Source organism: Planctomycetota bacterium (genome assembly GCA_035384565.1).
Lineage (GTDB): Bacteria > Planctomycetota > PUPC01 > DSUN01 > DSUN01 > DAOOIT01.
In genome coordinates, this window is the sequence record DAOOIT010000007.1 from 35,495 (window position 1) to 61,260 (window position 25,766).

General features: G+C 68.1%; 19 protein-coding genes. 8 read left to right on the plus strand and 11 right to left on the minus strand.

The window, feature by feature from the left end:
- Positions 1-9: 9 nt before the first annotated feature.
- On the plus strand, positions 10-795 hold the full coding sequence (locus tag PLE19_04105) for a TonB family protein (GenBank protein ID HPD14104.1): 786 nt from the start codon (positions 10-12) through the stop codon (positions 793-795).
- Between the two features lie 376 nt (positions 796-1,171).
- On the opposite strand, the gene PLE19_04110 is transcribed toward PLE19_04105, so the two are convergent.
- The 4 genes from PLE19_04110 to PLE19_04125 form a co-directional block, all read right to left on the minus strand.
- Positions 1,172-2,482, minus strand: coding sequence for a Gfo/Idh/MocA family oxidoreductase (locus PLE19_04110; GenBank protein HPD14105.1), 1,311 nt, complete (start codon positions 2,480-2,482; stop codon positions 1,172-1,174).
- 223 nt (positions 2,483-2,705) lie between these two features.
- Positions 2,706-3,998, minus strand: coding sequence for a Gfo/Idh/MocA family oxidoreductase (locus PLE19_04115; protein ID HPD14106.1), 1,293 nt, complete (start codon positions 3,996-3,998; stop codon positions 2,706-2,708).
- Between the two features lie 366 nt (positions 3,999-4,364).
- On the minus strand, positions 4,365-5,690 hold the full coding sequence (locus PLE19_04120; protein HPD14107.1) for a Gfo/Idh/MocA family oxidoreductase: 1,326 nt from the start codon (positions 5,688-5,690) through the stop codon (positions 4,365-4,367).
- Positions 5,691-5,720: 30 nt separating this feature from the next.
- Positions 5,721-6,527: a TIM barrel protein gene (locus PLE19_04125; protein HPD14108.1), complete on the minus strand. Its 807-nt coding sequence runs from the start codon at positions 6,525-6,527 to the stop codon at positions 5,721-5,723.
- Positions 6,528-6,679: 152 nt separating this feature from the next.
- Between PLE19_04125 and PLE19_04130 the strand changes: the two genes are divergently transcribed.
- From PLE19_04130 to PLE19_04140, 3 genes are all read left to right on the plus strand, one after another.
- Positions 6,680-7,618 (plus strand): hypothetical protein, encoded by a 939-nt coding sequence (locus PLE19_04130; protein HPD14109.1) that lies wholly within the window; start codon positions 6,680-6,682, stop codon positions 7,616-7,618.
- 121 nt (positions 7,619-7,739) lie between these two features.
- Entirely contained in the window at positions 7,740-8,660 is a 921-nt protein-coding gene (locus tag PLE19_04135) for a twin-arginine translocation signal domain-containing protein (protein HPD14110.1), read from the plus strand.
- 148 nt (positions 8,661-8,808) lie between these two features.
- Entirely contained in the window at positions 8,809-10,146 is a 1,338-nt protein-coding gene (locus tag PLE19_04140; GenBank protein HPD14111.1) for a Gfo/Idh/MocA family oxidoreductase, read from the plus strand.
- Between the two features lie 143 nt (positions 10,147-10,289).
- Here the strand turns inward: PLE19_04140 and PLE19_04145 are convergent, their stop codons facing one another.
- The 6 genes from PLE19_04145 to PLE19_04170 form a co-directional block, all read right to left on the minus strand.
- Positions 10,290-11,186, minus strand: a complete 897-nt coding sequence (locus PLE19_04145; protein ID HPD14112.1) for an FAD:protein FMN transferase — start codon at positions 11,184-11,186, stop codon at positions 10,290-10,292.
- A gap of 101 nt (positions 11,187-11,287) precedes the next feature.
- Positions 11,288-12,721: a Gfo/Idh/MocA family oxidoreductase gene (locus tag PLE19_04150; GenBank protein HPD14113.1), complete on the minus strand. Its 1,434-nt coding sequence runs from the start codon at positions 12,719-12,721 to the stop codon at positions 11,288-11,290.
- Between the two features lie 104 nt (positions 12,722-12,825).
- The gene (locus tag PLE19_04155; GenBank protein HPD14114.1) at positions 12,826-14,016 is read right to left on the minus strand and encodes a VCBS repeat-containing protein; all 1,191 of its coding nucleotides are present in this window, start codon (positions 14,014-14,016) and stop codon (positions 12,826-12,828) included.
- Positions 14,017-14,082: 66 nt separating this feature from the next.
- Positions 14,083-14,283 carry a DUF2283 domain-containing protein gene (locus PLE19_04160; protein ID HPD14115.1) on the minus strand — a complete coding sequence of 67 codons (201 nt, stop codon included), beginning with the start codon at positions 14,281-14,283 and terminating at the stop codon, positions 14,083-14,085.
- 320 nt (positions 14,284-14,603) lie between these two features.
- Complete coding sequence (locus PLE19_04165) at positions 14,604-15,611, minus strand: Gfo/Idh/MocA family oxidoreductase (protein ID HPD14116.1); 1,008 nt, start codon at positions 15,609-15,611, stop codon at positions 14,604-14,606.
- 465 nt (positions 15,612-16,076) lie between these two features.
- A complete protein-coding gene (locus PLE19_04170) occupies positions 16,077-17,132 on the minus strand; it encodes a Gfo/Idh/MocA family oxidoreductase (protein ID HPD14117.1) in 1,056 nt (351 codons plus the stop codon).
- 268 nt (positions 17,133-17,400) lie between these two features.
- Here PLE19_04170 and PLE19_04175 point away from each other — a divergent pair, with 268 nt between their 5' ends.
- The 4 genes from PLE19_04175 to PLE19_04190 all read left to right on the plus strand — a co-directional run bounded on the left by PLE19_04175 (position 17,401) and on the right by PLE19_04190 (position 23,797).
- A complete protein-coding gene (locus tag PLE19_04175; GenBank protein HPD14118.1) occupies positions 17,401-18,462 on the plus strand; it encodes a hypothetical protein in 1,062 nt (353 codons plus the stop codon).
- A gap of 152 nt (positions 18,463-18,614) precedes the next feature.
- Positions 18,615-19,010 (plus strand): FHA domain-containing protein, encoded by a 396-nt coding sequence (locus tag PLE19_04180; GenBank protein ID HPD14119.1) that lies wholly within the window; start codon positions 18,615-18,617, stop codon positions 19,008-19,010.
- 33 nt (positions 19,011-19,043) lie between these two features.
- Positions 19,044-20,309 (plus strand): diaminopimelate decarboxylase, encoded by a 1,266-nt coding sequence (lysA, locus tag PLE19_04185; GenBank protein ID HPD14120.1) that lies wholly within the window; start codon positions 19,044-19,046, stop codon positions 20,307-20,309.
- 29 nt (positions 20,310-20,338) lie between these two features.
- The gene (locus PLE19_04190) at positions 20,339-23,797 is read left to right on the plus strand and encodes a HEAT repeat domain-containing protein (GenBank protein ID HPD14121.1); all 3,459 of its coding nucleotides are present in this window, start codon (positions 20,339-20,341) and stop codon (positions 23,795-23,797) included.
- An 85-nt stretch (positions 23,798-23,882) separates the two neighbouring features.
- Here PLE19_04190 and PLE19_04195 read toward each other — a convergent pair whose 3' ends face one another.
- Complete coding sequence (locus PLE19_04195; GenBank protein ID HPD14122.1) at positions 23,883-25,766, minus strand: ABC-F family ATP-binding cassette domain-containing protein; 1,884 nt, start codon at positions 25,764-25,766, stop codon at positions 23,883-23,885.

A 25,766-nucleotide genomic window follows, 5' to 3' on the forward strand; every position in this document is an offset into this window, starting at 1 on the left:
ACGATGCCCATGAGCACCCGCTTCCGTCTTCCGCTGGCCGCATCGGCCGCCGCCCACGCGGCGCTGCTGTGGGCAGCGAGCGTGCTCTACTCGCCATCGGCGCCCGAGCCCGGCGTCGCCCTGGTGGCCGTGCGAATCCTCGACGAGCAGGCCGCTCCCGAGCCGCCCAGGCCCCCGGCCCCCGAGCCGCGGCCTGTGTGGACTCCCCGCCCCGCCTCCACCCCGCCCAGCCGCGCCGCCGCGGCCCCGTCCGAGGTAAGCCGCCCCACGCCTGCGGCTCCCCTCCCCGCCTGGGCCCCCCGCAGCGAGGCGGCGACGCCCGCCCCCGCGTCCAGCCAGGTCGCGGTCTCGCTGCCAACGGCCCCAGGCATCCGGGAGCACATGGCGCTGGTCCCACCGGCCCTGCCCATCCCTGAGGAGCAGCCAGTGACCGGCCAGCCCCGCGTTGTGGACGAGGCGGAGCACAAGGCTCCGAGCGCATCGCAACCCGAGATGGCGGACGAGACAGCCCCTCTCATCCCCTCCAGGCTCCTGAGCTTCCCCCAGCGGTACCCGCCGCAATCCAAGGCGCGGGGCGAGGAGGGAACCGTGGGCCTACTCCTGGAGATCCATGTGAATGGCACGGTGGGCCATGTCGAGATCGTCAAGTCCAGCGGCTACCCCGACCTGGATCGCGCGGCCCAGGTGTCGGTCAAGAACGCCCGCTTCGCCCCCGCCACCCGCCGCGGCAAGCCCGTCCCGACCACCAAGCGCATGGACGTCACCTACCGGCTGGACGACCCGAAAGACGACTGACGAGGCAGGAAGGCTAGGAACCGCCCGGAGGCCAGCTTCCCTGTCTCCGCGGTCTCGCTCGTAGCGTGCCTACCTAACGATTGCCGCCACATAACTATATACGCAGCAATATCTTACGCTCTCCAGGCATTCCCCATCGCATACTTGCTCATCCCACATCTGAGCGCCAATGGCCGGATAGGCGAGAATCGCCAATCCTCGCCTATCTACCCATACTTGCTCACTTCCCCCCTCACAGGGTTGAGCAACTATGGGCGGAGCGCGCCCACCAGGCACCCGCCAGAGGCATTGCGCGGAGCCGCCAGGTCCAAAGGGCCAGGCAAACCCACACCACCCGCCGGGGCAATCGGGTCAGGTTACCCAACCCCTGGGGAGCCTACTTCTTGTTGCCCTTGGGGCGCGGCGGGCGCGACCGCGGCTCGTCGTCGCCCGGGATCGGCACCACGTTCTCCGCGGGAATCTCGACCGTGCCCTTCTCGAAATCCTCGGCCGTGGGGTGAAGCGTGAGGTTGTAGAGGTCGGGGTTCTTCTGCGGGTCCACCATCATCTCGTTCCAGCGGACCAGCTTACCCGTGTAGGTGGCTACGCGCCCGAGAACGGCGGTGGCGGACGACTCGGCGACCGCCCTGGCCTCGTCGAGCGGCTCGCCCTTGCGCACAGCGTACAGCACGTCCACCTGCTCCTGCTGGCTGCTGCTGGGCGCCTTGGGCAGGTCGGCCGGGATGGGCGACTTGGCGGGTTTCGGGAAGTCGTTCCCGCTGGTGCGGCCCTTCTCGTAGACCAGGTCGTGGCCCACCCAGTTCCAGCAGCCGTTGATCTGGCGGCACATGGAGTGGATGTGCACGCCGTCGCCGTAGTCGTAGTCCACGCTGTGGAAGTCGTACATGTCGCCCGCGTTGCGGCGGGCGCGGCCGCCGAAGCCCGCGGCCGAGATGGGCGGATGGCCGGCGAACCAGTTGGCAATATCTATGTTGTGGACATGCTGCTCGACGAGGTGGTCGCCCGAGAGCGCCGTCCAGTCCTGCCACGAGCGCACGAGGTCGTCGGCGGTCTTGGGGTTGATGGGGCTGCGGTGGAACATGTGGGCGATGCAGAAGGACACGCGGCCCGCCACGAGCTTGCCGAGGGCGCCCTCGACGGCCACGGCCTGATGCGTGAGGCGGAAGGGGTGCTCGTGGCGCATCTCGGTGCCCGAGACGATGACGAGGCCCTTCTTCTTGGCCTCCTCGCCCGCGGCGATCACGCGGCGGCACCCCGGCGGGTCCACCGCCACGGGCTTCTCGACGAAGCAATGCTTGCCCGCCTTCACGGCGGCCTCGAGGTGCACGGGGCGGAAGAGCGGGGCCTGGGCCATCAGCACGATCTCCACGTCGGTGCCCAGCAGGCCCTCGTAGCACTTGGGCCCCCCGAAGCAGCGCTCCGGCGGCACGTCGTACTTCTTGCCCGTCTGCTCCGCGCGCTCCTTAAAGTAGTCGGCGAGCGCGACGCATTTGGCCTCGACGCCGAGGAGCTTGGCGGCGAGGAAGTGATCGGCCAGCGCCCCGCGGCCGCGCCCGCCGCAGCCGATGAGGCCGACCTTATAGGTCCTGCCCTGGCCCTTGGCCGTGGCGCCGAGGATCGTGAAGGCGGCCCCGGCAGAGAGGGCGCCCCTCATGACGTCACGCCTCGATGGCACAGTTCGGCTCATTCGTGGTCTCCTCAGGATGCGTACCCCGTGACGCGTGACAAGAAACGGCGAGCAGGACTTGCGTTCTTCTCGGGGCACGCGTCACGCATTATGACTACCCTCCCGAAGGTACCGGAACCTTCGGGAGGGGGAATGCCTTCTCCTCTCACGCGTCACGCATCACGTGTCAGGCTACCCTCCCGAAGGCGTTGCGTAGCCTTCGGGAGGGAGCAACCTGCATGTCTCACGCCGTGCCCGGGATGGGCGCATCGCCGTCCTTGGGGTACTCGATGTTGCCGGTCTCGAAGTCTTCCCACGACGGCTTGAGCATCTTGTTGTAGAGGGCGGGGTTCTTCTTGGGGTCGCCGAACATCTCTTCCCAGGTCATCATCTTGCCGGTGTAGGCGGAGTCGCGCACCATGATGGCCGCGGCGGTGGCCTCGGCCACGCTCTGCGTCTCGTTGAGCTCCTTGCCCTTCACGAGGTAGTAGAGCATGTTGATGTGCTCTTGCATGTGCCCCCCGCCCTTCTGCGGGATCTCGGAGTAGCGGATCGGCTCCTGGAACTTGTAGTCCTTCGGCGCCTGCTTCTCGTAGACGAAGCTCTCGCCCACCCAGTCCCAGCACCCGCCCACCTGGCGGCACATCGAGTGAATGTGGACGCCGTCGCCGTAGTCCACGTCGCCGCTGAAGAAGTCGTACATGTTGCCTGCCTTGCGCCGCGCGCGGCCGCCGAAGCCGACGGCGGAGACGGGGTGGCGGCCGATGAACCAGTTGGCGATATCGAGGTTGTGCACATGCTGCTCGCAGATGTGGTCGCCCGACATTTCGATCCAGAGCTGCCAGTTGCCGCCGCGCACCAGGTCGTCGGGCTTGGTGGGGTTCATCGGGTTGTTGTGGAAGATCTTGCCCATGTTCCAGGCCACGCGGCCGGCGAGCACCTTGCCGACGGCGCCCTCCTTGATGAGCTGGGCCTGGCGGTTGTAGCCCTGCTCGTGGCGGCGCTGGGTGCCGGCCACGACCATGAGGCCCTTCTCCTTCGCCAGCTTGCCGGCCTCCATGACCTTGCGGATGCCGGGCGCGTCCACGCCGATCGGCTTCTCCATGAACACATGCCTGCCGGCCTTGATCGCGGCCTCGAAGTGCGGCGGGCGGAACACGGGGGCCTGCGCCATGAGCACCGTGTCCATCGGCACCTCGAGCAGCTTCTTGTAGTTGTCGGCGCCCCCGAAGCACTTGTCGGCGGGCACGCCGTGGCGCTTGCCGGTGCCCTCGGCGCGGTCCTTGAAGAAGTCGGCGCAGGCCACCACCTGGATCTCGATGCCGAGCTTGAGCTCATCGTTGAGAATCTTCGCCGCCTCGACGTGCTGGCTGAGCGCGCCGCTGCCGCGCCCGCCGCAGCCGATGAGGCCTACGCGGAACACCTTGCCCTGGCCCTTGGCCGTGGCGCCCAGGATCTGGAACGCCCCGAAGGCGGCGCCGGCCGCGGCGGCCCCCTTCATGAAGTCACGCCTCGTCACCTCGCGCTGCTGCGTCACCTCAAGTCTCCTAACGGTGCCTGAACCGGTCAAACTCGGGGTGGGTCCGGCCGGGTCGTCCGCCGTCGGCGCGCGCCGATGCCGCGGAACGCGCCCAACAGTAGCGCGACGCCGCGCGGAAGTCAAGTGCGGAGCCACCGCAAGGGTGCGGGCCGGAATCGTAGGTGGTTTCTGATGCGAGAATCCCTGGAACAGGGGAAGGCCCGCGGCAGAGGTAGCCGCGAGCGTCCCGCTTGCGGCTCCCTTCATCCGTTCGACAAGTGGGACGCTTGTCGCTACGAGAACCCGCAGCAGAAGCTACCTACAGAAATGGCTCACACCCGCCACGGCAAGGGCCGCCCGGCCCACGGGCGTGCGTGAGCGGGCCTACAGCCGCCACGGCTCGCGCAGGGCGCGGCGGCTGAGACGAGCGGCATCGGGGTCGCCGAGGAACTGCTCTGCGAGCGGGTCCCACTTCAGCGGGCGGCCGAGGCGCACCGCCAGATCGCACAGGTGGCTGAGCGTGTCGCTCCGCACGGCATCCTCGATGGGGCTGACAGGCGTCTGGCGGGTCTTCACGCACTGGATGAAGTCGGCCTCCTGGCCGTAGCTCTCCTTGAGGTGCACGTCGCCGGGGCCGAGGGGCGCGGCGCGCAGGGCATCCGGCTCGCAGCACATGCCGCCGTAGTAGACGGCGAGCCAGCCCTCGGTGCCGATGAACTGCGTGTAGTTGCCGAGGCGGGCGAGCTTGGGCTCGGTCTCGGGGGTGACTCCCCATGCCTGGTAGGTGATGACCAGGCCGTTGGCCAGGCGCAGGCGGCAGTTCCAGTCCACCACAGCGTCGTAACGGCCCTGGGTGGGGACGACGCCCGTGCCCTCGACCTCCCAGGGGCCGAGGGTGTGGAGGTCGTAGGCCCAGACCAGCAGGTCAAGCGGGTGGGCGCCCCAGCCGGCGATGAAGCCGAGGGCGTAGTCGTAGCAGTGGTACCAGGAGTCGCCTCCGCTGGCGCAGCCGGTGTAGGGCCGCCAGGGGGCGGGGCCGAGCCAGAGGTCGTAGTCGAGTTCGGGCGGCACGGGCACGGGCTTGGTGTTGCCGCCGCGGGCGCTGTTGGGCGCCTTGACGCGAATCTCCTTGATCTGGCCGAGGCGGCCGCTGCGGACGAGTTCGCAGCCGAGGCGGCAGTTGCCCATCGAGCGGGCCTCGGTGCCGTACTGCACCACGCGGCCCAGGCGGCGGGCCGTCTCGCGGCACGCGATGTCCTCTGCCAGGCTCACGCCGAGCGGCTTCTCGACGTGCACGTCCTTGCCGGCCCTCATCGCCATCACCGCCATCGGCACGTGCCAATGGTCGGGCGAGGCGATGCCCACGGCGTCAATGTCGGGGCGGGCGAGCAGGTCGCGGAAGTCGGCGTAGGCGGCGCAGTCTCTGTTGCCGTAGCCCTGGTCCACGATGGCCTTGGCGCGCTCGCGCACGTGCTTCCACACGTCGCACACGGCCACCACCTGGGCGTCGGAGCAGGCCATCTGCTCGCGGGCGTTCTGGAGTCCGCGCGGCCCGACGGCGATGTAGCCGGTGGCCACACGCTCGTTGGCCGGCGCGCGGCCTTCGGCCCCCAGCGCCGCCGAGGTGAGGACGTACGGCGCGGCCAGGCATCCTGAGAGACTTCCCAGGAAGCGTCGGCGGCTGCACGCCTGGGCTCGCGGTCTGCTCATGGCCTTCTCCCGACACGAGCCGGATGCGGGTTACTTCGCCTGGGCTTCCTCGGCGGCGAGACGCTCGGAGTACTCCTTCCACGCCGTGGCCGACTGGGTGAGGAAGACGAGCGGGTCGCCCTTGAGGCCGTAGCACTGAAGCCCGACGGGGCCCCTGAAGCCCACGGCCTTGGTCTTCTTCAGGTAGCCATAGACGTCGAAGTCGCCCTTGCCCAGAGGCTGGATGAGCCGGTCCCAGCCCATGCTCTGGCCCTTCTCCTTCTTGTCGGCGCCGTTGACTGTGACGACGAAGAGGTAGGGCGCGACCTCTTCGAGAATCTTGTCGAGTTCCGGCCCCTGGTCGTTCATCAGCTCGTGGCAGAGGTTGATGGTGAGGCCGACGGCTTTGTGGGCGACCTTCTTGACGAGCCTCGCGCCCTCGCGGGCCGTGGCGATGTAGTTGCCGGTGTGCGGATAGATGGAGATGCGGACGCCCGCCTCTTCGGCCACGGCGCCCAGGTCGCGGAGAATCTCGACGGCCTTGGCATCCTCTTCCTCGATCTTCGCGCGGTTGCCGCTCACGGTGAGCCAGAAGACGGTGTCGGTGCCCTTGATGCTGCGAATCTGGTCCTTCAGGTTGGCGGCGTAGGGCGGATCCTTGTCCACGTTGAAGCCTGTGTAGATGTTCTTGATGGTCGCGTAGCCGAGCTCCGTGAGCTTCGCGTCGGGCAGCGTGGCGCAGTAGGGGAAGAACGGGTTCGTCAGCCCCTTGCCGCTTTCGGCGGCCTCGCCCGCCGCGGCCGCCGCGAATGCCCACGCCATCACGCCCGAGCCGAAGAGTAGACACGCCGTCCTCATTGGCTTCACTCCTTCCTGTCGGCCGCTCCACATTCGCACACGCGACACTGAGGCTATCGCCCGCGGCCGCGAATGTCAAGATTGACTTGAGGATTGCCCGTGCCTCGGCTACAATGCGGGGGATGGGAAGGCCGCACACCAGGAGATGGAGCATGCGCGAAGGAATGAGCCGCCGGGAGTTCGTGAGGAGCACCGTCGCCGCATCGGCCGGCTCGGCGCTGGCGTTCGGCGCCGGCGCCGCACGGGCGGGCGAGGCGCCGGCCGGCCCGGCCAAGCCGCTGCTGCCGACGGGCAAGATCGGCAAACTGGCCATCACACGCCTGATCCTGGGCGGCAACCTGCTGGGGCGCTACAACCACGCGCGCGACCTGCGCTACGTCCTCCGACTGGTGAAGGAGTACAACACCGACGAGAAGATCCTCCAGACCCTCGCCCTCGCCGAGGCCAGCGGGATCAACACCGTGTCGGTCCACGTGAGTAACGACACCCGTCGCTTGCTCAAGGAGCACCGCGAGAAGCGCGGCGGCAAGCTCCAGTGGATCCTCTACCCGACGAGCAACATCGAGGATTGGGCAGGCTACAGCCGCGACGTGCAGCAGATCGCCGACGACGGGGCCGAGGCCTGCTACGTGTGGGGCGTGCACACCGACGGCCTGGTGGCGAAGGGCAAGCTCGACGTCGTCGCCAAAGCCGTCGAGCTGATCAAGGCCAACGGCATGCCCGCGGGCGTCTGCGCACACGACCTCCGCGTGATCCAGGAGTGCGAGAAGGCCAAGGTGCCCGTGGACTTCTATATCAAGACCTTCCACCATCTGAAGTACCCCAGCGCAAAGATGGATTACGATTCGATCTGGTGCCGCAATCCCGAGGAGACGGCGGCATTCATGGCGTCGGTGGAAAAGCCCTGGATCGCCTTCAAGGTGATGGCGGCCGGGGCCATCCCCCCGAAGGACGCCTTCCGCTTCGCCTTCGAGGGCGGCGCCGACTTCATCTTCGCGGGGATGTTCGACTTCGACATTGCCGAAGACGTGCAGATCACCCGCGACATCCTGGCGGGCGAGCCGAAGCGCTCGAGGCCGTGGCGGGCGTGAAGGAAATCGCTTCCTCCCGAACGTTCCAATCCGTTCGGGAGGGTAGGTTGGGGCGTCCGCTGCGTTACCCTCCCAAAGGTATTGGAACCTTCGGGAGGGAGCATAGCCAAAGGAGAGCACAATGCCTGGCGATCTCAGCCGACGTGACTTCGTGAAGGGTTCGGTCGCTGGCGCGGCGTTGGCGGCTGGGGCGGGCGCGCTCGGAGCGGCCGCGCCCACGGCCCCCGCGGGCGACGCGCTGCCGAAGGGCAAGATCGGCAAGATGGAGATCAGCCGCATCCTCCTCGGCGGCAACCTGCTCACCCACTTCACCCACAGCCGCGACCTGCGCTACGTCTACGCCCTCGCCGCACGCTACAACACCCCCGAGAAGATCATCGAGACCATGGCCGTCGCCGAGGCCAACGGCATCAACACCCTCGTCATCCACACCGTGCCCGCCGCCCTCAAGCTCCTCGAACAACACCGCAAGAACGGCGGCAAGATGCAGTGGATCATCTGCTCCACCGCGCCCATCGAGGACGTGAACAAGTACAGCCAGTCCGTTCAGCAACTCGTGGACATGGGCACCGACGCGATCTACGTGTGGGGCGTTCACGCCGACGGCCTCGCGGGCGCCAAGGTGGGCGTCCTGGCCAAGGCCGTCGAGATCATCAAGGCCAGCGGCGCCCTGTGCGGCGTCGGCGCGCACCAGCTCGCCGTCGTCCAGGCCTGCGAGAAAGAGAAGATCCCCAACGACTTCTACATCAAGACCCTGCACCACCACAACTACCCCAGCGCCAAGCTGAACCACGACTCGAGCTGGTGCTCGAACCCCGAGGAGACGATCCAGACGATGGAGGCGGTGGAGAAGCCGTGGATCGCCTTCAAGGTGATGGCCGCCGGCGCGATCCCGCCCGAGAACGCCTTCCGCTACGTGTTCGAGGGGGGCGCCGACTTCAGCCTGGCCGGCATGTTCGACTTCGAGATCGCCGAGGATGTGGCAATCGCCAGGCGCGTGCTGGCCGGCATCAAGGACCGCAAGAGGCCGTGGAGGGGATAGCCGGCCGCCATTTCTGAGGCGGCAAATGGAATGGCACGGACACACAGGGACTCACACGGTCTGAAGCCACTCCAGGTAGAGGTGGGCTCGTCGGTGAGTGTCCATGAATGTCCGTGTGGTCTTTTCCCATCGCTAGGCGGTTGAGAACGTGAAACGCAGGGAGTTCCTCGAGGCCGGCGCCGCCGGAGCGGGTCTTGTGCTCCTCGGCGCCCACGCCGCCGAGTCGGGCAAGGCGCCCTCCGATGCCCTCCACGTCGCCCTCGTCGGCGCGGGCGACCAGGGGCGCGTGCTCATCAACTCCACGCTGCCCATCCCGGGCGTCCGCTTTCAGGCCATCTGCGATGCCTGGCCCTATCGCCGCCAGGGCACGAAGTACTACCTCAGCGTCTACAAGCACAAGGCCAACGACTACGCCGATTATCGCGAGATGCTCGACAAAGAGAAGGGCCTCGACGCCGTCCTCGTCGCCACGCCCGACGACGTCCACGCCGAGCAGGCCGTCGCCTGCCTCAAAGCCGGGCTGCACGTCTACTGCGAATGCCCGATGGCGAACACCGTCGAGAGCGCCCGCGCGATGGCCCGGGCGGCCAGGGAGACGGGCCGCCTCCTCCAGATCGGCTATCAGCGCCGCAGCAACCCCCGCTACATCCACGCCCTCGACAAACTGCTCCGTGAGGCGAAACTCCCGGGGCGCCTCACCCACCTCAACGCCCAGTGGTGTCAGCCGGTCGCCGACGACCTCGGCTGGCCCAAGGCCGCCGCGATGGGCGATGCCGAGCTCAAGCCGTTCGGCTACGCCAGCATGCACGAGCTGCGCAACTGGCGGCACTTCCGCAAGCACTCCGCCGGCCTCTTCGCCGGCCTCCTCGGCCACGCGCTCGATGTCGCCAACTGGTTCCTCGGCGCGCCCCCCAAGAGCATCCTCGCAGCAGGCGGCACCGACTTCTACAAAGGCCGCGAGTGGCCCGACAACGTGATGGCCGTGATGGACTACGAGACGCCCGATGGAGTCATCCGCGCCGCCTACCAGGTGCTCACCACCACCACGGCCGGCGGCGTGGCCGCTTTCGAGCAGTTCATGGGCACTGAAGGCTCCCTGCGCATCTCCGAGTTCCCCAGGTGGACCAAGCTCTTCCACGAAGCCCACGCGCCCGACTGGGACAAGTGGGCCCGCCTCAACTACGTGGTCAAGGAGCCGCTGCCCGCGCCCGAGAAGAAGGAGATCGAGGAGGGCAAGCCCGAGGACCCCAACGTCGTGAAAAGCCGCGAGACGGGCCTGGTCTTGAGCTATGACCTGCCCGTCGTCCTCGACAAGCTGCCCCACCAGCCGCACCTGGAGAACTTCCTCGACGCCGTCCGCGGCAAGGCCAAGCTCACCTGCCCCGCCGAAGCCGCCTTCCCCGCCACCGTCGCCGCCCTCAAGGTGAACGAGGCCATCGAGGCGAAACGCCTGGTCGTCCTATCCCCCGCGGATTACGCTACCTGATGGGTGGTTGGCCTGTCGGCTGCTCCCCCCGGCCCCTATTGGAACGAGGATTTCATACTTGAACAAGTATGCAAAACTGCCTGGCGCTTTCGCGCGAAAGCGCGACACCACTACACCACGGCCACGCCGTGCAGCAGGCGCAATCACGGTATCGTTGTACAGATGCCCGTTGGGGGGCAGAGCAGGCGTGCCGAAGCACCGGAGCGGCGGCAGCATGAGCGAATCTCCTCGTCGCCCATCACCATGAAGGCGGTGGAGAGGGCATCGGCGACAGCAGCGCTGGGAGCGATGGCCCAGGCGCGGAGGCGGCCCTCGGCGGGGCGGCCGGTGCGCGGGTCAATGATGTGGCTGCCCTTGACCCCAAGGCCCGAGGCGCCAAGGGCCTGGTTCGCGAGCACGAGGCGCTGCGGGGCATCGCCGGGGCCGAGTTCCGCGGCCCAGCCTTCCTCGTCGGACGGGGCGTCGAGCGCGAGAAGCGTACTCGTGCTGGCGCAGAGCAGCGCCGAGCCAATCCCCCACTCGCGGAGCAGCGTGGCCATGCGGTCGAGGGCGAAGCCCTTGCCAATGCCGCCGAGGTCCAGGTGAACGCCCTCGGCGAGGACGCGAACGGTATGAGCCTCCCCGTCGAACTCGATCAGTGGGGGTGCTGCGCCGCTGCGCATGGGCGTGGCGACAAACGCCCCGCCTGTCGTCGGCCCGCAAGCGGGATGCTTGCGGCTACGGGCGCGCCCGCGGGGCGTGACCCCTTCTGACCTGCCAGCATAGGCGATGTCGAAGGCGTCGGCGGTGTCGCAGCGGACCTGTTCGGCGATGCGGATGCACTCGAGGGTGTCGTGATGGACGAACGTAGCCTCGCCAACACGCAGACGGTTGATGCGCCAGATGTCGCTGCCCTCGGCGAAGCGGCTCAGGCGGGCCTCGACGCGGTCCAACTCGGCGAATGCCTCGGCCGCCGCCTGACGGGCATAGGCCGCCTCCTCATCGGCGATGACCATCCGGAAGGTCGTCGCCATCGCGTCGTGGGTAAGGGTGGTGCGCATGGGGTCCTGGGGCAACCCGTCAGACCTGTCCCACCAGTCCGGCTTGCCTGACCTGTCCGACGTGTCCCACCTGTCGCACTTGTGCGCTCAAGGGCAAGCGCTCACAGTTCCCATCCCTTTCTCGGCTCGCGGCTGACCCAGCGGTTGACCTCGGGGAGGTTGGTGCACTGGAGCTTCTCGCCGTCCCACTCGACCTTCTTGCCGACACCCGCTCGGATGGCGACGTGGCCGACGTAGATGCACTCCATCATCGGACAGGCGAAGCCCGGGAAGTTCGAGATGGGCGGCTCGCCGCCCTCCTTGCAGGCGCGGATGAAGTCGCCGTGGATGCCGCCCTTGGGGCGCGGCAGAGTCCGCGGCGGCACGGGCGTGGCCTTGTGCTGCTCCTCGGGCAGGATGCGGGGCGCGCCGCCGTGGGAGCCGACGTGGATGATGCCCTTCTCGCCGACGAAGAGCGACGCGGCGTCGCCCAGCCGCCGTTCGTACTTCTTCTCCAGCTCCAGGGCGAGCTTCGGACGGTTGAGCTGCTCGGGCGGGGCGCCCTGGCTCTTCGTTGGGTCCTTGGCCTTCGCGTAACTGCCGTCGTACCAGATGACGGTGGCGGGCGGGAGGTCGCCCCGCTGTGGGAAGTCGTAGCGGATGATGACGCGTGCGGGGAAGCGGTCGTCGCTCGCGTCGTCCATCTCGAGGACCTCGACCGTCCTGGGCGCGCCGAGCTTGAGGGCGAAGAAGACGGCGTCGAGCATGTGGGTGGACCAGCCGCCGATCGAGCCGGTGCCGAAGTCGCACCAGCCGTGCCAGGTGCCGGGGTGGAGGCCGGCGTGGTAGTCGCGGTAGGGGGCGGGGCCGAGCCAGAGGTCCCAGTTGAGCCCCGCGGGCACGGGCTGCGCGGGGGGCCGCTGCATCGAGCCGCCGAAGCGCCCTGTCCAGGCGTGCCAGGAGTGGACCTCCAGGAGCTTGCCGATGGCGCCGGCCGCGAGGTATTCGGCCAGGGCCTGGTCGCCGCCGGCGGCGAGGCCCTGGTTGCCCATCTGGGTCATCACCTTGGGGTTCTGGCGGCAGGTCTCGGCCAGTTTCCTGGCCTCGCCGATGTTGTGGGTGACGGGCTTCTCGCAGTAGACGTGCACGCCCGCCTTCACCGCCAGCGTGCAGGGCAGGGCGTGATGGTGGTCGGGCGTGGCGATGAACACCGCGTCGAGGTCCCTGCCCATCTTGTCGAAGAGCTGCCGGTAGTCGGTGAACAGTTTCACGCTCTCGGGCTTGAAGTCGGTGAGCTTGTTCTTCTCGGCGTAGCTGGCGATCCACTTGAGCGTGCTGGCCGCCTGCTTCTCATCGGCGTCCACGAGGGCGACGAGACGTTCCTGGGCGGCGATGGGCAGGTGCGCTCTGCCGCGCCCGCCGCAGCCGATGAGGGCGGTGCCGAGCTTCGAGTTGGGCGCATCGGCGGCGAGAATGGTCAGGCGCCTGACGGCGCAGGCGCCGGCGGCGCCGGCCACGCGACCGAGCCATTGGCGACGAGAGAATCGAGCTTGCATGGCGCAGGCACTCCATCGAGAGCATGGGGGTCAGACCAGTCGGACGTGTCGGACCTGCCCGACGAGAGCAGCCAGCCGCTTGCCCTGTCGAGACCGCCTGGGCTCTACTTCGCCGGCTCGCTCAGGAAGATGAAGGTGCCCTTCTTGTTGCCCACGATCACGTCGGGCACCTTGTCGCCGTTGAGGTCGGCCGCGGCCACCTGGGTGCCCACGCCCGAGTTGTCGTCCACCTTCAGCGGCGTGAACTCCACGCTCTTGTCGGGATTGCGCTTCACGATGAACCAGTAGACCACAGCAGGCGCGTCAGGTTCGGCGTCGCCGGTCGGGCCGTGCGCCCAGAAGCGCTTGCCCGTCAGGATGTCCAGCACGCCGTCGCCGTTCACGTCGGCCACGTCGAAGCCGTGTAGCTGGCTGATGCGCAGCGCGTCGGACTGGAGGTCGGGCTTGACGGGCAGGATGACGTTCTGCTTCCAGGTGATCTCGCCCTTGTCGTCCTTGAGCTGCTTGTACCACACGAGGCCGTACTGATGGCACTGCCAGGTGGTGACCACGTCGTTGAGGCCGTCGCCGTCAATGTCGTAGGTGAACATCTGGGCGGCGGCGGCGGCGAACTGGAAGGGGTGCTTCTTCCAGGGGTCGCCGGGCTTGGCGTCGGCCGGCTGCTCCCACCAGCCGCCCTGCTCGAGCAGGTCGTTGCGCCCATCGCCGTTCACGTCGCCGAAGCCGATGCCGTGCTGGAACTTGCCGTAATTGCCCTTCGGCGTCACAGGCACGAACGTCCACGGCTCGTAGGGTTTCGCGGTGTCATACGTCGCATAGCCGAAGAAGCCGTCCATGTTGAAGATCAGTTCGGGCTTGCCATCCTTGTTGATGTCACCCCACATCGGCGACTCATTGTCCACGGCCTTGAGGGCCAGGTGAGCCTTCCAGTGACCCTCCTTGCCCTGAGGGTTCTCATACCAGGAGCCCGCGGCGCCGGGGAAGGGCACGTAGAAGATGTCGGGCCAACCATCGCCGTTGAAGTCGCCCGTGTAGGTAAGGAAGTTGTCCGAATACCCCTTGGGGTCGAAGGCCTTGGGCGGCCGCACCGCGTGGGACTTCTGGAAGTCCGGCCCCTCGTACCAGAACGGCCCCGACACCACGTCGAGCTTGCCGTCCTTGTTGAAGTCGGCGTAGTAGGCTCCCTCGCAGTAGAACTTGTCGGTGATCGTGAGCTTCTTGTAGCTCGGCAGCGCCGCGCCAGCGAAGGCGCTCGCCACGCCAACCACCATCACAGCAAGCCCCAGTCTCTTCATGCTTTTTTCCTTCCTGCTGTTGGTACGCGTCCGACGGGTTTCCTTCGTTCTCGGGACCGCGGTGGGTCACATCGTCTGGATCAGGAGCTCGCCAGGCTTGACGCTGGGCGAACGTTCAGAGAGCCGAAGGATTTCCACACCGACAACGTGGTTCTCGCCGTCGAAATCCGGCACAACGCCCGGCGCTACATCCTCGGATTCGACGATAGGGGACTCGTCAAGCCGCAGATAGAGGGCGTCGGCGCTCCTGTCCACCTTCAGCCTCATGGCAGGTCCCTCACTCTCCGGTCGAAGAACGCGGTGATCACCAGCACGGGCCGGACGCGGGGATTCGCTGCGACTCGACGGACACGGTTGCCGTGCTCTGGAACCCGGGCAAGAAAGTGCTCGAGATCCGAATCCCCCGCATCTGCTTCGGTCCTCTCGGGGACCGTCACCACACGCCCCCGCCGCTCGATCGGGATCCGACGTTCCTCGATCGCGTCCCGCACGTCTTGGGTGAAGTCAAGTTCCACAACGCGGCCCTTCACCCCTGCACACCCCCCAGGATAGCGAGAGGCCCGCCGAGTGTCAACACGCCTCAAGCATCACACCCTCGCCGGCTCGCCGCCCTGCGCCAACGACCTGCTCCCCGCCTCCAGCACCCTGACCACGCGCACCCCATCCGCCCCGTCGCTGCGCGGCTTCGTATCCTTCACGATACACTGGATGAAGTGCTGACACTCGAGCTGGAGCGGCTCGCCGCCGGGCACCTGCGGGATCAGGATGTCGCCCGTGCGCAGCGTGATCGCCTCGATGTAGCTCTCCACGCTCTTGCGCTGCACGTCGGCCCCCTTGTCGTAGATGCGGATCTTCTCCGAAGCGTCCATGTCGTCGAAGACCACCATCTTCTGCGAGCCGACGAGGGTGACCTTTCGAATCTTGTGCGGGTCGAGCCACGACACGTGGATGTGCGCCATCCGCCCGTCGGCGAACTTCAGGTTGGCGAACACCACGTCCTCGATCCCCTCCTGGAGGTAGGCGTGGCCCGTGGCCGACACGCTGGCGGGCGTGGCGTCGAAGAGGTAGCAGGCCACCGAGATGTCGTGCGGCGCGAGCGACCACCAGGCATTCTCCGTGCTCCGCACGATCCCCAGATTCACCCGCTGGAAGTAGAGGTACAGCGTCTTGCCCACTGTACCGCGGGCGATCAGGTCCTTCATGTAGTTCACGGCGGGATGGTACTCGAGCAGATGGCCGACCATAAGCTTGCGGCCCCTCGAGGCGGCCAAGTCGGTGAGTTCCTGGGCCTGGGCGGCAGCGAGCGTAAGCGGCTTCTCCACGTACACGTGTTTGCCCGCCTCCAGCGCGGCCTTGGCCACGGCATAGTGGGCAGGGGCGTCCACCGCCACCACCACGGCGTCCACGGCGGGATCGTGCAGCGGGCCGGCCAGTTCCGTCACCGCCCGCGCCTTGGGATAGGCCTGAGCCATGGCCAGGCGGGCCTTCTCGTTCGTGTCGCACACATAGCGCAGCTCGGCCCCTGGCAGCGCGGCGAAGTTCCGCACCAGGTTCTTGCCCCAGTTCCCCGCCCCGATCACGGCCACGCCGACCATGGTCTCCTCCTTCTCCCTGGTTCCGAGCCGCCCCCTATCCTTACCAAATGCCCCCACTGTTGTCAAAGGCCCCGCCCTTCCCTGCTCCTCTCGTCCCTGCCCTCCGCGTGGGGACGCGACGGCCGGCCGCTCCGCGGCCAGAAGGAGAGAGTCTCACGCGGAGGCAGCAGGGAGAGTAAGGGGGAGCATGCAGGGAAGACCGACGGAGAAAGCCGATGGCGCGGGTCGGTGATCGCGGGCGGCATGTGCGCGTGGTAGCAGCCCAACGAGGTGCGGCATGACCCGAAGAGGCGTCACTCCGGGCGAAGCGCAGCGAAGTCGAGGAGTCTCTCCTTCCTTGCGCCCGGGGCACGGAGAGATGCCTCAACTTCGCTGCGCATGGCAGATGTCGCGCGAGGGGGACGAGGGCTCCCCTCCCGAAGGCGTTGGAAGCCTCGCGAGGGCGCTTGTGGAGAGGGAATCTCCCTACTTGATCGCCACCTCGTGGCCCTTTTCGGCGCTGAGATAGAGGGCGTCGAGGATCTGCTGGACGGCCAGGCCGTCCTCGCCGGGGGCGGGGTTCGGGGCACCGTGGATGCTCTCGATCCAGCTCCGCATCTTCACGGCGAAGCCGTCCTCCTTCTCCAGCACCTTGGGCTCGATGTTCACCATCTTGCCGCAGTAGTCGGTGAAGATGCGCGGCGGGCCGCCGCCCCACGACGCGCCCGCCTTGGTGCCCATGAGCGTGGTCTTAAAGATGTCGTTGTCTTCCATGTGTGCGGCGAAGCTGGCCTCGATGACGAGCGTGGCACCGTTGTCGAACCGCACAAGGCCGATGGCCAGGTCCTCGACCGTGTAGGTCTTGTAGTCCCAGTCGCCCCAGGGGGCGGTGGCCTCGGGCTTCTTGTTGCCGAGGTAGGTGTAGCAGTTGGCGCTCGCGGCGACGGGCTTGGGCTTGCCCATGAGGTAGTGGCTGACCTCGATGATGTGGACGCCGATGTCAATGAGCGGCCCGCCACCCTGGAGGTCCTTGCGGCCGAAGACGCCCCACGACGGGATGCCGCGGCGGCGCAGCGCCTGGGCGCGCACGTACACGATATCACCCAGCTTCCCCTCCTCGACGGCCCGGCGCACGAACCGCGCTCCGGGGTCGAAGCGCTGCTGGAAGCCAATCGTGAGCACCTTGCCCGCCTTCTTCGCCGCCTCGCACATGGCCTTCGCCTCGCGAGCGTTCATGGCCATGGGCTTCTCGACAATCACGTGCTTGCCGGCGCGCAGGGCGTCCAGGGTCGGCTTGTAGTGCAGGTAGTTGGGCGTACAGACGCTCACTGCGTCGAGGCCCTTCATCTTGAGCATCTGCGTGTAGTCGGTGAAGGTCTTGACATCCTGAAGCTGCTGCTCCCTGATGCGGGCGTCCATCGCGGCCTGCGACACATCGCTCAGGGCGACGACCTCCACGTCCTTGACCAGCTTGAGGTACTTGATGTGGGTGCCTGCGATGCCGCCCGAGCCAATGAAGCCGACTCTCACCTTCTCGCTCATCCGCGTTCTCCAGGCTGCGTGGGTGCGACGGCAGGCCCGACCCGAGGTCGGCCGCCGTCGGCGAATGGCCTCATAGGTTAGCCGCGGGGGCTCGAAAAGTCAACTGTCCCTCAAACGCCCGCGGCGGGAGGTAGCGACCCGATTCGCGGCTTGACTCGGAATGGGGGGGCTGGTCTATAATGAGACGCGCCCCGACCCGGGCGGGCCGCCGCATGATGCCAGTGGCGGGGCAGGTCCTGTTCTCCCACGCACTGGAGCTCTGCAATCCATGGCCACGGTTCGCTGCCCCTGCGGGCGCAGCTATACCATTGCCGACGAGCGCCTGGGCCAGAAGGTGCAGTGCGCCGCATGCAAGCGAGCCTTTGTGGCGGCGGCGGATGCCGCGCAGCGAACCCGGCCGGCGAAGGCGCCGCCTCGCGCCGCCGCCCCGGCCGCCCGGCTCAAGCTCGGCGAACTGGCCGTCTCGCGCGGCCTCCTGACGCGCGAGCAGCTCGATGCCTGCCTGAGGCACCTCGAGCGCGTCCGCAAGCTGCCGGGGCAGGAGGACCTGCGCCTCGGCTCCGTGCTGGTGAGCAAACGCCTGATCACGGCGGCGCAACTCAACGCGCTGCTGGGCGAGCAGAACCGCGGCGCGCTCGCCGCCGCAGCGGCGGCGATTGACCTCACGCCTCGCTCGGCTCCGGTGACCGACGAACAGCGCGCGGCCCTGCGCCGCTCGGTCGAGGCCGCTGCGAAACAAGAGGACCAGCGCCGCGAGGCCGAGGCCCTCCTCAAGCCGGGCCTGCTCGACCGCGTGCACACGCGCCACTTCACCATCCCGGCCGCCCTCCTGCTGGCCGTGGCGCTCGTGATCGCCCTCTGGCCCGCCCCAGCCCCTGTGCGCGTGTTACGGGCCTACCTGGAGAGCTGCGACGAGGCCAACGTGGCCCCCGATGCGACCCTCGCCATCGCCGATCTGGGCCTCGCAATCCGCGAATACAAGATCCTCAAGCGGTTACCCCCCCAAACCTATGATTACAGCGAGGCCCTCGCCACCTTCCCGGCCGACGAGGTGGACCACTGGTTCACACTCCTGGACACCTCGTCCCTTCCCACCGCCCAGTACAACACGCTGCTGCTCCTGGCCCCCGCGATCCCCGAGGAGCACTCGCCGAGGAAGATCGGCGGGCTCCAGATCACCGTGCAGCCCATCATGTGCCACCTGGTGTTCCGCCAGCGCGGCATGGCCATGTACTCCGAGGGGCGGTACCGCTTCACGCTGCTCAAGGCCACAAGCCCCACCTGGCGCTGCGACTGGAAGGTGGCAGCCTGCGACCCGGCTCCCGACTGACAGTAGTGCCCAACAGGGTGCCCGCCGGGCGCCCGGCAGTCGCCTCCGCCGCCGGCCGGCCGGGGCGTCGCAACCGGAGAAATGAGAGGGCCGATTTTCGCTTGAAATTTGAAGCCCAATCTGTTACCTTCTCGGGAGTTAGGAGCCAGGCGGTGGTGAGGAGCCTGCCCGTGCCCGAGGGACCTGTGCTCGTCGGGGTCGCCGGATTCGTGCAGGGCGAGGAATACCCGCTGTGGCGCGGGGCCACCGTGGTGATCGGGCGCAGCCGCAGTTGCGACATCTCGCTGCGGCGCTGCAAGGCGTGGCTCGCCCTGGCCCCGGAGCAGCGCGACGAGGAGCGCGACTTCAAGACCGTGTCGCGCAAACACGTGCGCCTCAGCTACAGCGACGAGCGCTGTGTCGAGATCGAAGACCTCAGTTCGAACGGGACCTATCTGGACGGGCTCAAGATCACCCGTGTCGTGGTCCAGGACCTCCAGGAGCAGAGCCACGAGCTGCTGCTGGGCACCCGCGAACGGCTTCGCCTGGAGTGGAGATCGCAAGGGTAGACGGCCCGGCCCGCCTCCCCGGCCAGAAACAGCATGAGCGACACGTTCACCTATCGGGGCGGACACCTGGTGTGCGAGGAGCGCGATGCTGCCGACATCGCGCGCGAGGTGGGCACCCCGTGCTACGTCTACAGCCGCCAGGCCATCGAGGGCAACTACCTTGCCCTCGCTCACGCCTTCGCCCCGGCCGCGCCCCTCATCTGCTACTCGGTGAAGGCCAACAGCAACCTCTCCATCCTGCGCCTCCTCCGAGACCTGGGCGCCGGCTTCGACATCGTCTCGGGCGGCGAACTCTACCGCGCCCAGGCCGCGGGAGCCGACCCCGCCAAGATCGTCTTCGCCGGCGTGGGCAAGACGCGCGCCGAAATCCGCCAGGCCCTCGAAGCCGGCGTGCTGATGCTCAACGTCGAGTCCGAGCCCGAGCTCGCCGCCATCAACCGCGAGGCGGCCGACCGCCGAGTGCAGGCACGCGTCGCGCTGCGTCTGAACCCCGATATTGACCCCAAGACTCACCGCCACATCACCACCGGCAAGAAGGAAACCAAGTTCGGCATTGACCTGGAGAGCGCTCGCAACCTCGTGGCCAGGGTGGCCGAATGGCCGCACGTGCGCCTCGTGGGCTATCACGCCCACATCGGCTCCCAGGTCACCGACCCCAAGCCCCACGCCGCCTCCCTGGGCAAGCTCATCGCCTTCGCGACTGATTGCGTGCCGGCCAACAGCGCCATCGAGTGGGTGAACATCGGCGGCGGGTTCGGCATTGACTATGTGCCCGGGCAGGCGCCGCCGCCCAGCGCGTTTGCCGAGTTGCTGCTGCCCATGCTCGCGGCGGCCCCCAAGCGGCTGAAGCTCATCATGGAGCCCGGCCGCTTCATCGTCGGCAACGCCGGCGTGCTCCTCACCCGCGTGGTCTACGTCAAGCGCAACCGCGATGGCCGCCGCTTCGTCATCTGCGACGCCGCGATGAACGACCTCATCCGCCCCGCCCTCTACGATGCCCACCACAGGGTCTGGCCCGTCGAGAGCGACCAGCCCTTTGCGAGCGACGGCTTCAGCCCCGCCGACATCGTTGGGCCGGTGTGCGAGAGCGGCGACTACTTCGCCAAGGACCGCCCGCTGCCCGAGGTCGCCGAGGGCGACCTGCTGGCTGTCTTCGGCGCGGGCGCCTACGGCTTCGCCATGAGCTCGAACTACAATAGCAGGCCCCGCGCCTGCGAGGTGGTGGTGGACGGACGCCAGATCCGCGTCGCGCGGCGACGCGAAACCTATGAGGACTTGGTTCGCCAGGAGACCCTGTGAGGCCCCAAGCCACTAAGGAGGATTCCGGGATGCTCACGCTGCGAGCACGTGTCACGTTCGGCCTCGCCATGGCTGTCGCCGTCGCGGGCTGCGTGGAGGTCGAGGTCCGCCGCACCCTCGCGCCAGACCTGTCGGGCCGCGAAACCATCACGCTGCGGGCGCCAAAGACCGCGCGCACGGACGCCTTCCCGGGCCTCTTCAGCGGCGGCACCTGCCTCCCGCCAACCGTCCAGGCCGCGGCGGGCGACCTCGTCCTTCATTCTGCCGCGATCACATTCCCCGACGTGACCCGCTTCCGGCACCAAGCCGAGTTCCTCGCCTCAGCCGCCACGCTCGTCCAGGGCCAGGACGGCCTCGCCTCCTACCGCGAAACGCTGACGAACAGCTACTTCAAAAGCCTGGGCAGGGCGCCCTCCGAGGAGGCGAAGAAATCACTCGCCGCCGCGATGGAGGACGCCAAGAAGAGCCTGGCAGGCGCGCGCCTCACCTACACCATCGAGTTCCCCGGTCCCGTCGCCAAGTCCAACGCCGATCGCGTGAGCGGCAATCAGGCCACCTGGACGCTTGTCGCGGACAAGCTCTTCGATGGCCGCGCGGTGGAACTCACCGCCGAATACCGCACCGCGCCCCCACCTGCCGTCGCCATGCCGGCTCAGCCGGCGGGCACCGTGGCACTGGCCGCCCCTGTCGAGCCAAAGCCCGCCCCCGCGCCTGTAGCGGCGCCTGCCGCGCCGGCGCCTCCGGCGCCCGCAGCGGCACCGGCTCCCGCGCCGGTCGCACCCGTCGAGGCCAAGGCCCCCGAGGCGCCCGCCCCCAAGGCTCCTGAGCAGCCGGTCACACGGCCCAGCTCGCGCCTCGAAGACATCCTGCTCGCCCAGGCCGACGCGCCCGCAGAGGCCCCGGCAGCGAAGGAGAAGGAGGCGGAGCCGGCCGAAAAGGAAGCCCCCAAGAAGCCCGCTCCCAAGGTCGTCGCACCCAAGCGCCCCAAGGCCCCCGAGGCCGAGGACATGACCTCCCCGGCCATCGCGAAGAAGCCGCCGGCCGACCTCGCCGAAGTGCCCAACGATGACCCCACGACCACCGAGGTCAAGAAGCTCTTCCGCGACGCCCTCGTGCATCTGGACTATAAGCGCTACGACAAGGCCGCCGAGGTGCTCCAGAAGGCCATCGCCCTCAACCCCAACTCGGTGCTCATCTCGAACCTCTACGAGCAGGTGGTCGCCAAGTTCCTGGACGCCGCCCTGGACAGCAAGAGCCCCGAACTCAAAGCCCAGGCCGAAGCGCTCCAGCGCCTCGCCTACAGGGGCCGCATCGAGCAGCTCCGCGACCCCAACCGCATCAAGGAACTGGTGGACGCTCTCCGCAAGGGCTTCCTCCCCCGCACCTTCGCCATCGAGGAACTCACCCTGGCTGGCGACTACGCGGTGCCCAGCCTCCTTCAATTCCTCATCGACAACCAGGACCCCGAGCTCCGGGCCTATGCGGGCCACGTGCTGTCCCGAATGCGCGGCACCGCGGTGCCCGCCATCTGCGAGGCCCTGAAGTACAACGACCCCATGATCCGCCAGATCCTCGTCCTGGCCCTCGAAGTGATCGCAGACCCGCGCTCCGCGCCCGCCCTTCTGTGGCTCGTCCAGGAGCCGGACGCCCATCCGCTCGTCGTGGCCGGCGCCAAGCGCGCCCTCTCCCGCATCTCGGATGACCCGAGCCTGCTCCAGACGCCGGCACCCGCGGCATTCCTCGACCTGGCGAAAGACTATTACGATGGCAACCGCAAGGTGCTGATGCCGCACGTCTACGAACACCTGGTGTGGCGCTATGAGCCCGCCAAGAAGGCCATCGTCTCCGAGGCCGTGCCGCAGTACCTCTACGCGCTCCGAATGGCCGAGGAGATGTGCCGCAACGCGCTCCTGGCCAACCCCGACTACGAGCCGGCCATCCCCTTGCTCCTCTGCGCGGGCTTCGCGCAGCAGAACCTGCTCGAGGCCTTCTTCGTCAGCCTCGAAGGCAAGCAGCCGCTCAGCAAAGACGAGCAGGCCGAGGCCGACCTCGCCAAGCCGTTGCGCGAGCGCCTCCAGATGGCCCCCGCCATCGCCCGCGCCGCCGGCCAGAAGTTCGTCTACGCGGCGCTCCAGCGCGCCCTGCGCGACGGCCGCTCGGAAGTGGCCATCTCCTGCATCCGCGTGCTGGGGGAGATCGCCACCCCCGCCTCGCTCCCCACACCGCCCCTCTCCGAAGAGGAGATGCAGAAGGCCGCCAAGAAGAAGGAGCCGCCCAAGCGCCGCCGCATTATGGTCTGGTACGGCGCCGACGAGAAGGCGGAACCGGCGCCTCCCCCGCCCGCTGCCAGCCCCTTCAGCATCCAGCTCGACGGCTCCCCGCTGGTGGACGCCTTGAGCTTCCCTGACCGGCGGGTGCGCTACGCGGCCGCCGAGGCGATCGTGGCGATCGCGCCCACCGAGGTCATCCGCGATGCGCCCAAGGTCATGGCCAACCTCGCCCAGGCCCTCTCCGAAACCGCGTTCCACGTCGCCCTGCTGTTCGAGGAGGACGAGAGTCGCGCCGAGGAGATCCGGCCCCTGCTCCGCGACGCGGGCGTGCTGCCAGTCCTGGTCCGCACACCCACCGATGCCCTGAGCGCTGCTCGGGAGCTTCCACCGAAGGACCTGCTCATTGTAAGCGGCGAGTTGAAGCGGGTGGACGTGGCGGAAGCGATCGCCAACCTGCGCCGGGTCTACACGGTGGCGGGGGCGCCGCTCATCGTCCTCGCCCCCAAGGCGGAAGAGGCCGCCATCCGCGAGCGTCTGAGCAAGGAGAAGCCCATCGTTCTCACCCGCCCGCTCACGGTCGGCGCCGTCCGAGCCGCCGTGGAAGAGGTTCTCAAGGGCGCGCCCGAGCCCAAGAACCGCGATGCGGCAGCACGCCATGCGGCCTCCGCCGCCCGTACACTGGCCTCCATCCAGCCCGCGGCCTCGATCTTCAGGCTCGACGATGCACTGGACGCGCTCCTCGAAACACTGGCCGCCGCGACGCAGCCCGATGCGGTGCGCATCCCCTGCTGCGAAGCCGTGCGCCACGCGGCAAGCCCGCGGGCCGTGCCGTTCCTGGTGCAGGCCTACACAGATGCCAAGGGCTCTAAGGAGCTGCGTCTCGCCATTCTCCGCGCCCTGGGCGCGTGCGCAGGCGCTGCCAAGCCACTCCCGGAAGACGTGGACAAGCGGGCCACCGAGGTCCTGATCCACGCCGCCTCGGACAGCGACCCCGATTTCCGCAACGCGGCCGCCCTGGCGTTCGGCCTCAAGGGCGGGGTGCCGGGCAATATGGTGGATATGGTGGACCGCCTCCTCGGCAAGGCCCCTGCTCCTGCGGCCGCCCCCAAGGCCGAGGAGAAGCCGGCCACGCCGCCAGCGGACAAGCCGGCCGAGGCCCCTCCCGCCACGAAGCCGGCCGAAGCCCCAGCCCCGGCACCACCGGCGAAGGAGGAGTAGCCGACGCTACACAACCTGCCCAGGCAAGGGCAGACCGGGAACACTCACACAGCCGGCCGCGTGCGCGCAGCCGGCTGTGCCCGTTTCAGGAGCCTTCGTTCTCGGCGGCCAGCTCCCACTCCTGGTAAAGCGCGGCAAGCTCCCTGCGCACTTCGGCCATCTGGGCCGTGAGAGTGCGGATCGTGTCCGGGCTCTTGTACATCTCGGGGTCGCTCATCGCGTGTTGCAGGTTCTCAATGGCCTGCTCGCGCTCGATGATGAGTCCCTCGAGCACGCTCACCGGCCGAGCCCGACGGCCCGCCGCCGCCCGCTTCGTGCCCCGGCTGACGGCGCGCCGGCGCTCCTGTATCGTCTCCTCGGCCGGCGCCGCGGCCGCGTGGGCCAACTCGAGATAGCGCGAGAAGGGTCCCGGATAGAGTTTCGCCTGCCCGTCCTTGATCTCCAGAATCTTCGTGGCCACGCGCTCGAGAACGTAGCGATCATGCGAGACGATCAGCACCGTGCCCTCGTAAGCCAGGAGAGCATTCTCGAGGCACTCGCGCGACGGAATGTCGAGGTGGTTCGTGGGCTCATCGAGCAGCAGGAAGTTGGGTGCTGAGAGGATGACCTTCGCCAGAGCCAGGCGCGCCTGCTCGCCGCCGCTGAGGTCGCCCACCTTCTTGAACACGTCGTCCTCGGTGAACAGGAACATGCCCAGCAAGCTGCGGATCTCGCCGGCCCTCGATTGCGGGGCCTGCATCCACACCTGATCGAGCACGGTAAGCTCCGGCGTGAGATCGAGGCGGTCCTGGCGATAGTAGGCGAGGCGGATGTTGTGCCCGAGGCGCACGGAGCCGCTGGTGGGCTTGTCCTCGCCCACGATGAGACGGAACAGGGTCGTCTTCCCCGCGCCGTTGGGGCCCACGATGCCCACACGGTCGCCGCGGAGCACCTGGAGCGTCAGGTCGCCGAAGAGGCGCCGACCGTTGAACTCTTTGCCGACCCGCTCCAGGTTCAGCACCTCGTTGCCGCCGCGCACGACGGGCTCGATGCGCACGTGGATGGCCTTCTTGCGCTCCTGCCGCCGCTCGACCGGCTCGAGGCGTTCGAGAAGTTTCCGCCGCCCCTTGGCCCCCTTGCTCCGCTGCCCTGCCGCATACTTCTGAATGAAGGCTTGTTCGCTCGCAATATGGGCTTGCTGCTGTTCGTAGAGCTTGTTCTGGCGCGACACGCGCTCGGCCCTCTGGCGGGTATAGGCCGTGTAGTTGCCCTTGTAGGATTCGACGCGCGCGCCATCAATCTCCAGGATACGCTCGGCGAAGTTGTCGAGAAAGCGGCGATCGTGCGACACCACGACCACCGCGCCGCGGAAGCTCTTGAGGAAGCCCTCGAGCCATTCGAGGGCTTCGACATCCAGGTGGTTCGTCGGCTCATCCAGCAGCAGCGCGTCGGGCTCTTGCAGCAGCAGGTGGGCGATAGCCAGCCGGCTGCGCTCGCCGCCGCTGAGGCGCTCCGTGGCGGCGTGCAGGGCCTGGTCTCGGAAGCCCATGCCATGCAGCACGGCTTCGGCACGCTGGCGGCAGGTGTAGCCGTTGAGGCGTTCGAACTCGTGCTCGAGCTCGCCCAGGCGGCTCAGCAGGCCGCGCGCCTCCTGCGGATGGTGCGCCACGCGCTCGCGGAGGCTGGTGATCTCGGCCTCGAGCGCGTGCACGCGCGCGAAGGCCGAGAGCGCGGCCTCCAGCACCGTGCCGTGGCCGGTGAAGTCGGGCTCTTGCTCAAGATACCCCACGGTGGCGCCGCGCGCGATGTGCACGTCGCCCTTGGTGGGCTCGCCCTGGCCTGTCAGCAGCTGCAGAAGCGTCGTCTTCCCAGAACCGTTCGCCCCGACCACGCCGACGCGGTCGGTCTCGTGAAGCGTCAGGCTCGCGTTCTCGATCAGCACGCGGGTGCCATAGGCCTTGGTGACGTTGTGCATGGAGATGAGGGACAT